The organism is Thioalkalivibrio nitratireducens DSM 14787 (genome assembly GCF_000321415.2).
GTDB lineage: Bacteria > Pseudomonadota > Gammaproteobacteria > Ectothiorhodospirales > Ectothiorhodospiraceae > Thioalkalivibrio > Thioalkalivibrio nitratireducens.
Window position 1 is genome coordinate 403,707 of the sequence record NC_019902.2, and the last position, 13,252, is coordinate 416,958.

At 67.7% G+C, this 13,252-nt stretch carries 14 protein-coding genes; 10 read left to right on the forward strand and 4 right to left on the reverse strand.

The genetic code is table 11. From position 1 onward, the window contains the following. Position 1: 1 nt before the first annotated feature. The 8 genes from TVNIR_RS01950 (at position 2) to msrA (ending at position 8,916) form a co-directional block, all read left to right on the forward strand. Positions 2–559 (forward strand): DUF4390 domain-containing protein, encoded by a 558-nt coding sequence (locus TVNIR_RS01950; protein ID WP_015257280.1) that lies wholly within the window; start codon positions 2–4, stop codon positions 557–559. Continuing rightward, entirely contained in the window at positions 544–2,748 is a 2,205-nt protein-coding gene (locus TVNIR_RS01955; protein WP_015257281.1) for a sensor histidine kinase, read from the forward strand. The genes TVNIR_RS01950 and TVNIR_RS01955 overlap by 16 nt, the downstream gene beginning before the upstream one ends. Further along, entirely contained in the window at positions 2,745–4,121 is a 1,377-nt protein-coding gene (locus TVNIR_RS01960) for a sigma-54-dependent transcriptional regulator (RefSeq protein ID WP_015257282.1), read from the forward strand. The genes TVNIR_RS01955 and TVNIR_RS01960 overlap by 4 nt, the downstream gene beginning before the upstream one ends. A gap of 15 nt (positions 4,122–4,136) precedes the next feature. Next, positions 4,137–5,516 carry a Trk system potassium transporter TrkA gene (trkA, locus tag TVNIR_RS01965; protein ID WP_015257283.1) on the forward strand — a complete coding sequence of 460 codons (1,380 nt, stop codon included), beginning with the start codon at positions 4,137–4,139 and terminating at the stop codon, positions 5,514–5,516. Positions 5,517–5,623: 107 nt separating this feature from the next. Then, the gene (locus TVNIR_RS01970) at positions 5,624–5,965 is read left to right on the forward strand and encodes a tetratricopeptide repeat protein (RefSeq protein ID WP_015257284.1); all 342 of its coding nucleotides are present in this window, start codon (positions 5,624–5,626) and stop codon (positions 5,963–5,965) included. Then, on the forward strand, positions 5,962–6,972 hold the full coding sequence (locus tag TVNIR_RS01975; protein ID WP_015257285.1) for an LpxL/LpxP family acyltransferase: 1,011 nt from the start codon (positions 5,962–5,964) through the stop codon (positions 6,970–6,972). Before TVNIR_RS01970 ends, TVNIR_RS01975 begins: the two co-directional genes overlap by 4 nt. 33 nt (positions 6,973–7,005) lie before the next feature. Next, a complete protein-coding gene (locus TVNIR_RS01980) occupies positions 7,006–8,037 on the forward strand; it encodes a CHAD domain-containing protein (RefSeq protein WP_015257286.1) in 1,032 nt (343 codons plus the stop codon). 234 nt (positions 8,038–8,271) lie between these two features. Further along, positions 8,272–8,916 (forward strand): peptide-methionine (S)-S-oxide reductase MsrA, encoded by a 645-nt coding sequence (msrA, locus tag TVNIR_RS01985; protein ID WP_015257288.1) that lies wholly within the window; start codon positions 8,272–8,274, stop codon positions 8,914–8,916. Here msrA and TVNIR_RS01990 read toward each other — a convergent pair. Together TVNIR_RS01990 and TVNIR_RS01995 are read right to left on the reverse strand one after the other, a co-directional pair. Further along, entirely contained in the window at positions 8,898–9,764 is an 867-nt protein-coding gene (locus TVNIR_RS01990) for a gamma-glutamyl-gamma-aminobutyrate hydrolase family protein (RefSeq protein WP_418081226.1), read from the reverse strand. The genes msrA and TVNIR_RS01990 overlap by 19 nt on opposite strands. Next, positions 9,751–10,743 (reverse strand): amidoligase family protein, encoded by a 993-nt coding sequence (locus TVNIR_RS01995; protein ID WP_043739077.1) that lies wholly within the window; start codon positions 10,741–10,743, stop codon positions 9,751–9,753. The genes TVNIR_RS01990 and TVNIR_RS01995 overlap by 14 nt, the downstream gene beginning before the upstream one ends. A 315-nt stretch (positions 10,744–11,058) precedes the next feature. Here TVNIR_RS01995 and folB point away from each other — a divergent pair, with 315 nt between their 5' ends. Further along, positions 11,059–11,412 carry a dihydroneopterin aldolase gene (folB, locus tag TVNIR_RS02000; protein ID WP_015257291.1) on the forward strand — a complete coding sequence of 118 codons (354 nt, stop codon included), beginning with the start codon at positions 11,059–11,061 and terminating at the stop codon, positions 11,410–11,412. A gap of 2 nt (positions 11,413–11,414) precedes the next feature. Next, complete coding sequence (gene folK / locus TVNIR_RS02005) at positions 11,415–11,912, forward strand: 2-amino-4-hydroxy-6-hydroxymethyldihydropteridine diphosphokinase (protein ID WP_015257292.1); 498 nt, start codon at positions 11,415–11,417, stop codon at positions 11,910–11,912. A 34-nt stretch (positions 11,913–11,946) separates the two neighbouring features. On the opposite strand, the gene TVNIR_RS02010 is transcribed toward folK, so the two are convergent. Both TVNIR_RS02010 and TVNIR_RS02015 read right to left on the reverse strand, forming a co-directional pair. Next, a complete protein-coding gene (locus TVNIR_RS02010) occupies positions 11,947–12,396 on the reverse strand; it encodes a CBS domain-containing protein (protein ID WP_043739079.1) in 450 nt (149 codons plus the stop codon). A 44-nt stretch (positions 12,397–12,440) separates the two neighbouring features. Beyond that, positions 12,441–13,019, reverse strand: a complete 579-nt coding sequence (locus tag TVNIR_RS02015) for an HPF/RaiA family ribosome-associated protein (RefSeq protein WP_015257294.1) — start codon at positions 13,017–13,019, stop codon at positions 12,441–12,443. Positions 13,020–13,252 lie beyond the last annotated feature (233 nt).

The window sequence follows — 13,252 nt, forward strand, 5'->3', positions numbered from 1 at the left end:
CATGCGCAGGCGGATCGTGCTTGGCCTTATAGTCCTGTGGTCGTGTCTGCTCCCGGGCTTCACGGCCGCGACCGAGATCCGCCAGGCGGATTCGGTCTGGCAGGGGGAGGACCGGCTGCTGGTGCGTCTTTACCTGGACATGGAACTGCCCGACGTGCTGCTGCAGGCGCTGGAGAACGGAATCGGTATCCACTTCCTGTCCGAAGTGAATCTGGAGTACCGGCGTGGCATCTTCGGAGAACGCGCGGTGGCGACCGCCAGCCGCCGTGCGCGCCTGGAATACTATGCGTTGAGCCGCCACTACGTGATCACCGACCGGGTCTCGCGTCGGGTCGATTTCGCGCCGACGCTGGGGGATGCGCTGGAGATCCTCGCGCGTCGCCTCGGCCGCATCGCCCTCGAGGTCGGTTCCGCAGAACTACGGCCCGGCGTGGATTACCAGATTGCCGCCCGGGTGCAACTGGATCACGGCGCGCTGCCGCTGCCGCTGCAGTGGGAGACCCGACTGCGCGGCGCCTATGTGACACAGCCGGGATGGTATCGATGGTCCTTGGACTAAGGCGTTTCCCCTGGGATCTTTTCGGGCTGGGCCTGCTGTTCGTCATCCTGCTGGCCTCACTGGTGGTGATGGGGGATGCCGCGCAGAACTCGGCGCGCTTCGAGCAGCTGTTCCTCTGGCTCCTCGCGTTCCACGGCGTGGTGCTCGTCGTGCTGGGCGCCCTGATCATCTACCAGGTCGGGCGCCTGATCGCGCAGTGCCGGGACGGTCGGCCCGGGAGCCGTCTGACCCTGCGCCTGATCGCGGGTTTCATGCTGGTCGCGGTGGTGCCGGTCACAGTGGTGTACTACTTCTCGTTCAAATTCCTGAACGAGGGCGTCGATTCCTGGTTCGACGTGCGCGTCGACGGGGCGCTCGAGGACGCGCTGGAGCTGTCCCGCTCGTCGCTGGATCTTCGCGTCCGGGATCTCGCCCGCGAGACCCAAGAGATCATGCGCCAACTGCAGGACGTATCCGAGACGCTGGTGCCGCTGGCGCTTAACGATATCCGTGCCCAGATGGGGGCACAGGAGCTGACGCTCGTCGGTGCCAACAACCGGATCATCGCCTCCAGTACCGACAGTCCGATCCGGCGGCTGCCGTCTCCACCAAGCGCCGACATCCTGATGCGCATGAGCCCGGGGCAACCCTTCACACGCCTGGAGCCCGATGCGAACGGCCATCTGCTGATCCGCGTGGTCGCGCTGGCGGGGGACCGGTCGCCGGGTGCCGACAGCCGTATTCTGCAGGGCCTGTACCCGGTGGATCCACGCATGAGTGCGCTCGCGGTGCGGGTGCAGGACGCGTTCGTCGATTACCGCGAGTTTGCCTACCTGCGCGGGCCGATCAAGCAGGGCTTCATCTTCACGATGTCGCTGGCGCTGGCGATGTCGCTGATGGCCGCCCTCTGGGCCGGGCTGCTGGTCGCGCGGCGCCTGGTGCGGCCGGTCACCGACCTGGCTGAGGGCACCCGGCTGGTCGCGTCCGGGGACTACAGCACCCGGCTGCCGGTCAGTCGCGACGACGAACTCGGATTTCTGGTCCGTTCGTTCAACGCGATGACCCGCACGCTGAACGAAGCCCGCGAGGAGGCCGAACGCAACCGCCGCCTGCTCGATGCCGAGCGTGCCTACCTGGAAAGCGTGCTGCAGCACCTGCGCTCTGGAGTGCTGGCGCTGGATGGTGGCCTGCGCCTGCGCACCGCGAACGAGGCGGCGTGCCAGATCCTCGAATGCGACCTGCGCTCCGGGCCTCCCCGGCCGCTGTCGGACTTCGAGGATGCGTGCCCGCTGGTGGCGCAGTTCTTCGACGCGATCGGCGACGCGCTGGTGGCCGGGGAACAGGAGTGGTCGCGCGAGGTGGTGGTATTCACCCGCACCGGGCGCAAGGTGCTGATGACCCGCGGGGTATGGTTGCCCGATCCGGGCAATCGGCGCGGACTGCACGCGATCGTGTTCGACGACATGACCGAATTCCTGCGCGCGCAGCGCGATGCGGCCTGGGGCGAGGTGGCCCGACGACTGGCGCACGAGATCAAGAATCCGTTGACCCCGATCCAGCTGTCCGCCGAGCGGCTGTCCCGGCGCTTGGGCAAGACCGTGCAGGGCGCCGACCGGGAGGTGCTGGACCGTGCCACCGGGACCATCGTGCAGCAGGTCGAAGCGATGAAGACGCTGGTGAACGCGTTCCGCGACTATGCCCAGGCGCCGCGGCTGGAACTCGTGCCGCTCGATCTGAACCAGCTGGTGCGCGATGTCGGTGAACTGTACGCCGGCGAGGCCCAGCCCGCGCGGCTGGTGGTCGACCTGGAACAGGGATTGCCTGCCATACGGGCCGATGCCGGGCGTTTGCGCCAGCTCCTGCACAACCTGATCAAGAACGGGATCGAGGCGGTGCAGGACCGTGCGGACGGTGCGGTCCAGGTATCCACCCGGTATCTGCAGGACGGCAACGGACACCGGGTGGAACTGCGTGTCGCGGACAACGGGCCGGGCATCCGCCCCGAGTTCCTGGAGCGCATCTTCGAGCCGTACACGACCGACAAGCCCCGTGGCACCGGCCTGGGCCTGGCCGTTGCGAAAAAGATCGTCGAGGAGCATGGGGGTATCATTGAATGCCATAATGGGCCGACGGGGGGGGCGGTGTTCGTGATCCGCATTCCGGTCAACCGCGGCGGCGATACCGAGGGTGTCGGAGAGGCGCACGAATGAGTGGACCGTACATACTGGTGGTGGATGACGAGCCGGACATCCGCATGCTGCTGCGGGACGTGCTCGAAGACGAGGGCTACGAAGTGGCCCTGGCCGGATCTGTCGCCGAAGCCAAGGCCGCGCGCCGCAGCCGGCGTCCCGACCTGATTCTGCTCGATGTGTGGATGCCGGACGGCGACGGGATCAGCCTGCTGAAGGAGTGGAACGAGGACGGCAGCCTCCCCTGTCCGGTGGTGATGATTTCCGGGCATGGAAACGTCGAGACTGCGGTGGATGCCACCCGGCTCGGAGCCTACGACTTCATCGAGAAACCCCTGTCGATCGACAAGCTCGTCATTACCCTGACCAACGCACTCGAATCGGACCGGCTGCAGCGGGAGAACCAGGGGCTGCGGCGGCTGGGAACCACCATCTCCGAACCGGTCGGCGACAGCGCGGTGATGAACAGCCTGCGCGATCAGGTTCAGCGCATGGCCCAGCACGACACCTGGGTGCTGATCTCCGGGGAAGCGGGCGTGGGCAAGCAGACCTTTGCGCGATTCCTGCACGCGGGCAGTGCACGTCGGGACAATCCCTTCATCGTGGTCGCGGTTGGATCGCTGTCCGGGCAGGAGGCGATCACCGAATTGTTCGGGTCGGAGCAGGGCGACCGCGTGCGTTTCGGACTGCTGGAACAGGCAGCCGGTGGAGTGCTGTTCCTGGACGAGGTCGCTGAGATGGATCTGCAAACCCAGGGGCGGCTGCTGCATGCGCTGGATACGCAGAGAATCACCCGGATCGGCGGCAACCAGCCGATCGCGGTCAACGTGCGGGTGGTGGCCGCGACCAAGGTCGACCTTGCCGAGGCGGTGCACCAGGGGCGCTTTCGCGAGGATCTCTACTACCGGCTGAACGTACTGCCGCTGAAGATCCCGCCGCTGCGCGAGCATCCCGAGGACATCCCGGCGCTGCTGAAACACCATATGGAACACCTGCACCAGCAGGAGGGGCTCCCGGAGCGGCGCTTCCAGGCCGGTGCGCTCGAACGGCTGCGGCGTTACCACTGGCCGGGCAACGTGCGTGAACTGCGCAATTTCGTGCAGCGGCTGATGATCCTGGGCTCCGGCGAGGAGGTGACGCGCGAGGAGGTGGAGCGCACGCTATCCGGGCAGACGCTCGGCGAGGCGGATCTCGGCGCGGTGAAGCTGTTCCCGGACCTGCCGCTGCGCGAGGCGCGGGAACAGTTCGAGCGCCAGTACCTGATCCATCAGCTCGAACGCAGCGAGGGCAACATGACCCGACTGGCGGAACGGGTCGGCCTGGAGCGTACCCATCTGTACCGCAAGTTCAAGACCCTTGGGATCGACCCAAAAAAACTGAAGACCGACGGCTGACCCTAGGCGCTGGATATGAAGCGGATCGTGATCGTGGGCGCCGGCCAGGTCGGGCAATCGCTCGCCGAGGCCCTCAGCGCCGACGGACACAACGTGACGGTGGTCGACACGCGTTCCGTTTGCCTTGAGGCGATCGAGAGCCATCTCGACATCCGGACCGTGAACGGCTTCGGCAGTCATCCCGGCGTGCTCGAGTCCGCCGGGGCCCGCGAGGCCGAGATGCTGATCGCGGTCACCGATTCGGACGAAGTCAACATGCTTGCCTGCCAGGTCGGCTCGACGCTGTTCGGTATCGGTACCAAGATCGCGCGGGTGCGTGAACGCAGTTACCACGATTATCCGCGTCTGTTCTCTCCAGATGCGGTGCCAGTGGACATGCTGATTTCCCCGGAGGCGATCGTCACCGCCCAGATCCAACGGCTGGTCGAACATCCCGGGGCGTTGCAGGTGCTCGATTTTGCCGACGGGCTGGTTTCGCTGGTCGGGGTCCGGGCGTATTACGGTGGACCGCTGGTAGGCCACGAGCTGCGCAATCTGCGGCGGGACATGCCGGGCATCCAGACCCGGGTCGCCGCGATCTTCCGGCGCGATCGTCCGGTGCGTCCCGACGGGCATACGGTGATCGAGGCCGACGACGAGGTATTTTTCGTCGCAGCGAAGGAGGATATCGGCGCCGTTACTTCGGAACTGCGGAAGCTCGATCAGCCGTACCGGCGGATCATGGTGGCAGGCGGAGGCAATATCGGGCGGCGGCTGGCCGAGGCCCTGGCGGGTCGTTACGAGGTCAGCGTGATCGAGCAGGACCCGGTGCGTGCCGAACAGCTGCGCGAGGTGCTGCCGGAGGGTACCGAGATCCGGGTTGGCGACAGCGCCGACGATCAGCAACTGGACCGTTCCGGGATCGGCCGGACCGACGTGTTCTGCGCGGTCACCAACGATGACCAGGCTAACATCTTCGCCAGCATGCTCGCGAAGCGCCGCGGTGTGCGCAAGGTGATGGCGCTGATCAACCGTCCCGGCTACGTCGACCTGATGCAGGAGGGCACGATCGACATCGCGCTGTCGCCGCAACAGGCGACGATCGGGGTCCTGCTGGCGCGGGTGCGGGAAGGCGGCACCGCCACCGTGCACAGCCTGCGCCGCGGCGCGGCGGAAGCGATCGAGACCATCGTCAGCGGCGATGCGCGGAACTCGCGCGTCGTCGACCGCAGGATCGAAGAGCTGCACTTGCCCGAGGGCGCGACGATAGGCGCGGTCGTGCGCCACCGCGAGGTGCTGATCCCGCATCACGATACCGTGATCCATTCCGGCGACCACGTGATCCTGTTCCTGACCGATCGCGGCCTGCTGCGGGCAGTCGAGCGATTGTTCCAGCCGACCCGCCGTTTCTTTTGAGCCGGCCCGCCGTGGGGTACGCTGCGGGTCGAAAGACCGCCCTTACCCGCAGGCGGGAGAGGGCGATAAGGAGCGCGCTGCGCGCGTTTTTCTGAACGGAGGCGGTGATGGCCGACATGATTTCGCGTTTCCAGACGCTGCTGGAGTCAGGGCAGGACTCGCCGATGCTGCGCCTGTCGCTGGGGAATGCCCTGATCGCGGCCGGCCGCCACGCGGAGGCGGTTGGGCACCTCGAGCGTGCGCTGGATCAGGATCCCGGGTACTCGGCAGCGTGGAAGCGACTGGGCTGGACGCTGCTGGAGACCGGCGCGGCCGCGCGCGCGCTGGAGGTCTGCGAACGCGGCATCGAGGTGGCACGGGGCAGGGGCGATCTGCAGGCGGCGAAGGAGATGGAGGTCTTCGCCCGACGTGCGCGCAAGCAGCTGGATGCCCCGAAGCGGGACTCATGACGGAGGACCGCAGCCGGGCAACGGGTGGCGGTTATCGGGCTCCGCTCACGCCCCGGCATTTCCTGCCACGGCACTGGGGCAGCTGGCTTGGACTCGGGTTGCTGTGGCTGCTGCACCAGTTGCCCAGGCCGTTTCTGCGCGGCCTGGTGCCCGGGCTGGCCTGGCTGCTGCGGCGCGGGTCGGCCAAGCGCAGGCATTTCGCTACCCTGAACCTGTCCTGGTGTTTCCCTGCGCTGACGCCGGAGCAGCGGGAACACCTGCTGCGGGAACACTACCGTTTTGCCGCGCAGGGCATGCTGGACTACGGGATGCTGTGGTTCGGATCTGCCGCCACCCATGCGGCACGCATCCGGGTTGTCGGCCACGAACACTACCTCAGGCTGCAGGCGCGCCAGGTGCCGGTGATCGTGCTGTCCCCGCATTCGATCGCACTCGATCACGGTGGACTGCGGATGAGCCAGCTCCACAATGGCGTGTCGTTTGCGAAGCAGTTGCGCAATCCCGTTGTGGAATGGATCAACCACCGCACCCGTACCCGTTATTCAGCGCAGATCTACTCACGCGAACAGGGTCTGCGTCCGGCGATTCGGCAGATGCGCCAGGGACGCAATTTCTACTATCTCCCCGACGAGGATCTCGGGGCCGAGGGTGCGGTGTTCGTCGATTTCCTTGGCGTTTCCAAGGCCACGCTGACCTCGCTGGGTCGCCTGGCACGCGTGACCGGGGCCGCGGTCGTTCCGAGCTTCGCCTGGTATGACCGTGCCGAGGACCAGTACGTGGTGACGCTCTCGCCGGCGCTCGAGAACTTCCCCAGCGGTGACGATCGCGCCGACGCACGCGCGATGAACGCGGCGATCGAGAAAGCGGTGCGCGAGAGACCGGCGCAGTATCTCTGGACGATGCGCCTGTTCCAGACCCGCCCCGGCGGGGCCCCGAACCCGTACCGTTCCGGATCCGCGGGTCCGCGCGCGGACGCGGCCACCGGGCCCCGCACCCCGGGAAGGTAGCGCCGGCCACGGTTTGCGCGGTAGGCTCGGGCCATGGCAGCCAAGGTTCTGACTATCAAGCCCGAGCACCTTCGCAAGCCCGCGGCCCGGGTTGCGCGGCTGCTGATGCGCAAACGCCTGGCCGTCGCCGATTCGCTGCTCGACAAGCTCGACGATCCCGAGGCAGTCCACGAGTTCCGGGTCGCGGTGCGCCGGGCGCGCAGCATCGAGAAAGCCTACCGCCCCTATCTTGTGGATGCGGTCACCCCGAAGCTGCGCCGGCGCCTGAAGGACGTGGTGGCCGCGACCGGTGCAGCGCGTGACACCGAGGTGCAGATCGAGCGCCTACACCAGCGCTGCGCCGATCCCCGCCCGCACCAACGCCCGGGCTTCGATTGGCTGGAGCAGAGGCTCCAGCATCGGCTCGCAGTCGAGTACGAAGCGTTGCGGGCCACGCTCGCGGAACGCTTTCGGCTCGTGCACAAGCCGCTGCACGCCCGCTTGAAGGCGCGCTACGCGGATCCCGGGCCCAGCTTTGCCGAAGTGACCGCCGGGATGCTGCTCGAGGTGGCCGGCGAATTCGCGCTCCGCTGCGCGCATCTCGATCGCGATCTCGATGAGGGTCCGCTGCACGCAGCGCGGATCAGCGGCAAGCGCCTGCGCTATCTGCTGGAGCCGCTCACTGCTGCCTTTCCGCAGGCAGAGGCGCTGGTGGGATCGCTCAAGGTGCTGCAGGACCTGCTCGGGGAGATTCGTGACCTGCAGGTGTTCGGAAGGGAACTGGCCGAGGCTTCGGAAGAGGCCGGGGCTGCGCGCATGCGCAAACTCATCGAGATGTCGCTGACGCTCCCGTTCGATTCCCCCGAACTCGCGAGGGGGCGCCAGCAGGATGAACGCGCGGGCCTGATGTCGCTGGCCCGGGAACTGCAGACGCGCCAGGGCGACCTGATCGAGCATCTCCGGGCCCGCCTGCGCGACGGCGCGGCCGAGGAACTGGTCGCGGGGGTGCGTGCACTGGCTCGCGATTGTGCCCATGCCGGGATGCCGCAAAGCGATCCGCAGCCAGCGCGCGACAACGCCGGCTGAGGTATTCCAGGGAACCGGAATCGCGCTCGGCTACACTAACTTCCGATGCGCGTTGCCAGCACGGTATCCGGGATGCCATCGATGCGTTCGATGAAGACCTCCGGCAGCGATCGGTGCGCGCGCGAGCGCCGCAAGCGTGTACGTCGGCCCGCGCTGCGTCCCGATCGATCACGATTCGGGCAGGCCGCTGCACATCGAGCCGGCATCCCCAGGACTGAATTTCGGGAGTTGACCATGTTCTTCGGCGCGACACACAAGATCCGCATGCCCGATCCGTCCGAGGCGCTGTCGGGGCGTGCCGAGCCGATGCCGGTATCCGGCCGTCACGCGGTACTCGGGACGCTGCTGGCGCCTCCGTATCCCGAAGGCATGGCGACCATCCATTTCGGCATGGGTTGTTTCTGGGGTGCCGAGCGCTTGTTCTGGCGCCAGCCCGGGGTGTTCACCACCGCGGTGGGCTACGGTGGCGGCTACACGCCCAACCCGACCTACCGGGAGGTGTGTTCGGGGCTGACCGGCCACAACGAGCTCGTGCGCGTGGTGTACGACCCGGGGCAGATCGGACTGGAGGCCCTGCTGAAGGTCTTCTGGGAGGGGCACGATCCGACCCAGGGCATGCGCCAGGGCAATGATGTCGGAACCCAGTACCGCTCGGGAATCTACCTGAGCGACCCGACCCAGCGTGCGCCGGCCGAGGCGAGCCGCCAGCGCTTCGAAGCAGCTCTGCGGCGCGTGGGCCAGGGGCCGATCACCACCGAGATCGTCGATCTCGGCGACTTCTACTTCGCCGAGGACTATCACCAGCAGTATCTGGAGAAGAACCCCGGTGGCTACTGCGGGCTGGGCGGGCTCGGGATCGGCTATCCCGCCGGCGCCTGATCCGTCGGCTCCCGTGCCCCGGTCTCCGGGCCCGCCGCCCGGACAAGCGCGCGGAACAGGCGCTGCTGGACGTGTTTCTGCGGAAGATACTCGGGATGCCACTGCACCCCGATGCACCAGCGATCGCAGGCCTCGATCGCCTGGATGACTCCGGTGGGTTCCCGACCGCATACGCGCAGGTGCTGCCCCAGTTCCGCAACCGCGTGGTTGTGGAGGGCATTGACCTGAACGGTCTCGCCGTCCAGCACCGCGGCCAGACGCGAGCCGGGTTCAAGGTCCACCCGTTTCACCGGCAACAGGCTGCGCGTCTGCGGGGTCTCCGTGTAGAACCCCCCGAGATCCCGGTGCAGCGTTCCGCCCCGGACGACGTTGACCAGCTGCATGCCCCGGCAGATGCCCAGGATCGGCCGGCGCTCGTCGAGCGCCCGGTGGATCAACGCCTTCTCCAGGCGGTCGCGTTCCGTGTCGAGCCGGCCGCCATGCGACTGGAACAGGCGTCGGAGCAGCCACAGCAGTGGGTAGAATGCGTACCCGATCAGGCGCTGGGACCAGCGCCGTTCGGCGGCCTGAATCTCGCTCGTTGCGGGGCCGTCGGGTTTCTCGTACAGCGCGGGATCCACATCGGCACCGCCGCCGACGATCAGGGCGTCGAAATGGCAGTGGTGGTGTGGCCGTGCCGGTCGAATCCTCAGCGGGCGCCCACCGGCACGGTGCACCGCCCAGGCGGTGAAGAACCACGCGGGCCAGCCGCCCCGGTCGGGCCCGGTGACCGCGACCACCGCCCGCGGTTGCGGGCGGGATGGTTCCCCCCCTTCGCGGTGTGCGGGATCCGCGTCAGAACCAGTCACGGATCCGCCGGACCCAGTCGTCGGTGAACTGTCCCAGGGCCTGGCCCGGGCGGCGCAGGTATTCTGCTGCGGCGGCCTCCAGGCGGTCGCGGTCGGCCGCCAGGTGTTCCACTTCGGCCCAGCCGTTGAACGGACGGGCGAGGGTCCAGTTCGGGTCATCGATCTCGCAATTCGGGAGCCGATAGTGCAGCGCTGGACGCGGTTTCACCAGCGACCGTTCTACCGGCGCCGCCATCACCCGATCCCGGTCGATCTCCGCGAACAGCGGGAGCAGGTCCAGCGGCCGGTTGCGGGTGGGGTTGTGTTCCAGGTAGTCGTCGATCAGGCGGGTGATGTCGGGCGCGTACCCGGACTGCAGCACGTGGCGCACGTAGCCTCCGGGGAAGGGTCGGATGTAGGGCGACAGGCGGCGCGCGAGATCGATCTCCCCGACCTTCACCAGGGCCTCGTACAGCAGCACGAACGCCCGGACGATCGAGGTGATCCAGGCCGCATCGAGGCTGTGGACCTCGATGTTCAGCTGCAGGCCGAACGCGTACAGCAGCGCGGCCTGGGTTCCCTGCGCACCCTGCCGCTGCAGCGTGGCGCGCATCCGGTCGAGGCGCGGGAGGACACCGAGCGGTACCGGCGGTGCGACGATCTCGTGCGGCACGATGCGGCCGGCTGCGCCGGCGAGCCAGCGTTCGAGGGCCGCGCTGTCCTGGTCGTCGAGGTCTACCCCGAGCCGTTTCAGGTGCTCCCGATAGCGCCGGTCCTTCAGAACCAGGGCGTCCAGCTCGACCTCGAACGTGCCGAACTCGGTGTCGAGCACGCGCGTCAGGAAGGCACCGCCGGTCTCGATACGGCCGCCGAACTCGTTGCGGACCGTCTCGGCCATGGTTTCCAGCGGGATTCCCGCCATTTCGAGTTCGACGCCGATGCGCCGGGGACGGCCGTCCGGAGCCTCGGGCCACGGCAGTTCACGGAATCGGGCGGTCATCACTGCATTCGCTCCCATGTCGGTGCCCAGGCGTCCCGGCCCCCGGGAAAGCCCCGTTGGACCGGACCGGAATCCGTCGGTTCGCCGCTGCCCGCATGGCACGCGGGCCAACCCCGAGCGGTTTCCGGTACGGGCCGAACCGGCATCGGGGTTGCCCCGACCCGGCTGCGCCCGGATCATAGCGCACCGGTCTGCCGCCGTCCCCGCGATGGGGAGGCGGTCGGGACCGGGACCGCCGGGGTCGAACGCAGTCTGCCCAGGTATGTCTGCGCATTACCGCATCTTTCACAGGCGAGGCCGGGAGGACGAGCCGCGATGGACCATATCTATCTCCGTGACCTAGAGGTCGAGGCCGTGATCGGCGTCTACCCCTGGGAGCAGCGGGTGCGGCGGCGGCTCCGCTTCGACATCGAACTGGGAGCCGACACCCGCGTGGCTGCACGCTCCGGCGATATCGCCGATACCGTCGACTACGAGGCCGTAGCCAATTGCATTCGCGCGATCGCCAGCCGCGAGCCCCATGTACTGCTCGAATGCCTCGCCGAAGAGATCGCCGAGACGCTGCTGCGTCGTTTCGGGGGGCACTCGGTGCGCCTGACCGTGGGCAAGCCGGGGGCGGTGGCGGGCGCCCGCGAGGTCGGCATCGTGATCGAGCGCGGGCATCCCTGACAGTGTCCAGCCCGCCTTCCCGCCGCGCGTTCGTCGGGCTCGGCAGTAATGTCGCGCCGGCCGCAAATCTGCGGCGCGCGCTGGACGAACTGAGCGGGCAATTCGGGGCAGTCGCACGTTCGCCCGTCTGTGTCAGTGGCGCGGCGGGATACGACGGGCCGGATTACTGGAATCTGTGCGTCGGGTTCGACACCTCCCTTTCCGCTGCCGCGCTGGTCGCCTGGCTGAAGGGGATGGAGCGACGACTGGGACGTGCTGCTGGAGAACCCCGGCTCGCGCCGAAGACGATCGACGCCGATCTGCTGCTGCTCGGAGACACGCAATCGGCGAGTCCGCCGTTGCCGCACCCCGAGGTCTTCACCCGCGCCTACGTGCTGGGGCCGCTGGCGATGCTGGCCCCGGAACGGATTCTCCCCGGGCACGACACGACCGTCGGCGAACTCTGGAAGGACTTTCCCGGCGCGGATGCTCTGACGGTGCTTCCGCCCGACCCCCTCTGAGCCGCCTGCGGGCGCCATGCGCGGGCCGCGGTGTTCAGGGTCTTCGGCGCTGCTCGTGCTCGCGCTGCCGTTCGACCACGGCCCAGAGGCGGCCCTGCAACTCGGTGAACAGGCCGATGACATCATCCATCGTCAGGATTCCGGCCAGCGCACCGTCGGCGTCCACCACCGGCAATCGGCGGATCGCCTTGGCCCGCATCCGTTCCAGGGCATCGAACAGGCTGTCGTCGGTGCGTGCGACCGACAGTGGCGAGGTTACGATATCGCGTACCGCCAGCGTCGTTGGGTCGAGTCCCGGCACCAGAACCTCCACGACCAGGTCGCGGTCGGTGATGATGCCGGTCGGGATGCGGCGACCGCCTTCCTCCCGGTACAGCACCACGTCGCCGACGTGGTGCCGCCGCATCAGTTCCGCGGCCACCTGAACGGATTCGTCGTCCTGGATCACGATAACTTCCCGTTTGCAGACATCTCCCGCTTGCATGGTCCGAAGCTCCGTGGTGATGGGTGTGATCGCAAGGACCGGCCTCAGCCGACGACGTGGTGTTTGCCCTCCACGTGCACCGTGCTGGCTGCCGGCCCATCGTCGCTGGTGACCTCGGTGAACCAGACCCGGTCACCGACCTCCAGCTTGGCGAAATCCGCATCGACCACGCTTGCGGAACTGAAGCGGATCTCGCGCCCGTCGGAGGTCTCGATCATGCCGTAATCCGCGGCCGGGGCGATTTCCCGGATATGCCCGTGCGGTGGGGGCTCGTGGAGCTTCACGTTGCCGCGCTGCTTGCGCGCGAAATCCTGGAGTTGCCGCCGCATCGCTGCGAACGCATCGCGCACGGCCACGTAGACGTCCTGGTGGGCCTGGTGCGCGTCGGGTTCCCGGCTCGCGACCAGTTCGGCGTTCGGCACGGTGAGATCGATGCGCACGTGGTAGAGATGTCCCTTGTGCTGATGGCGGTGGCGTGCTTCGACCGCCACCCGGCAGGCGATGATCTGATCGTGAAACTGGCCCAGTTTTGCGATTTGTGCCCGAACCCTGTCCTCCACCGCCGGGGAGTGATCCATGTTGCGAAAGGCGATCTCGACCAGGGGTGTTCCAGGGTTGCTCATTGCATCGCTCCTGCACTCCGCGCGGGAGTGGCACGTTGAAACAAGCCATCTACGGCCCTTTCAGGCCCTGCTACCCCGAGTATAGACACGCCGTGGCTACCCTCCGTCGCGGCGCGTGAGCTCGCCGGAGGAGGTGCACCGAATCGGTGCGGCGGGCTCCGCCTCCGGTGCGGTTGTGGTGCAAGTGCCGCGGCCGGTGCGTTTGAGGGCCAAGAAAAGGCCGTGCATCGTCG

What these genes read in the sequence shown, in the direction of transcription:
- folB (WP_015257291.1), top strand. Translation starts at nt 11,059, where the DNA reads ATGGACCATATCTATCTCCGTGACCTAGAGGTCGAGGCCGTGATCGGC.
- TVNIR_RS02015 (WP_015257294.1), bottom strand. Translation starts at nt 13,019, where the DNA reads ATGAGCAACCCTGGAACACCCCTGGTCGAGATCGCCTTTCGCAACATG.
- msrA (WP_015257288.1), top strand. Translation starts at nt 8,272, where the DNA reads ATGTTCTTCGGCGCGACACACAAGATCCGCATGCCCGATCCGTCCGAG.
- TVNIR_RS01960 (WP_015257282.1), top strand. Translation starts at nt 2,745, where the DNA reads ATGAGTGGACCGTACATACTGGTGGTGGATGACGAGCCGGACATCCGC.
- TVNIR_RS01970 (WP_015257284.1), top strand. Translation starts at nt 5,624, where the DNA reads ATGGCCGACATGATTTCGCGTTTCCAGACGCTGCTGGAGTCAGGGCAG.
- TVNIR_RS01950 (WP_015257280.1), top strand. Translation starts at nt 2, where the DNA reads ATGCGCAGGCGGATCGTGCTTGGCCTTATAGTCCTGTGGTCGTGTCTG.
- trkA (WP_015257283.1), top strand. Translation starts at nt 4,137, where the DNA reads ATGAAGCGGATCGTGATCGTGGGCGCCGGCCAGGTCGGGCAATCGCTC.
- TVNIR_RS02010 (WP_043739079.1), bottom strand. Translation starts at nt 12,396, where the DNA reads ATGCAAGCGGGAGATGTCTGCAAACGGGAAGTTATCGTGATCCAGGAC.
- TVNIR_RS01975 (WP_015257285.1), top strand. Translation starts at nt 5,962, where the DNA reads ATGACGGAGGACCGCAGCCGGGCAACGGGTGGCGGTTATCGGGCTCCG.
- TVNIR_RS01955 (WP_015257281.1), top strand. Translation starts at nt 544, where the DNA reads ATGGTCCTTGGACTAAGGCGTTTCCCCTGGGATCTTTTCGGGCTGGGC.
- TVNIR_RS01995 (WP_043739077.1), bottom strand. Translation starts at nt 10,743, where the DNA reads ATGACCGCCCGATTCCGTGAACTGCCGTGGCCCGAGGCTCCGGACGGC.
- TVNIR_RS01980 (WP_015257286.1), top strand. Translation starts at nt 7,006, where the DNA reads ATGGCAGCCAAGGTTCTGACTATCAAGCCCGAGCACCTTCGCAAGCCC.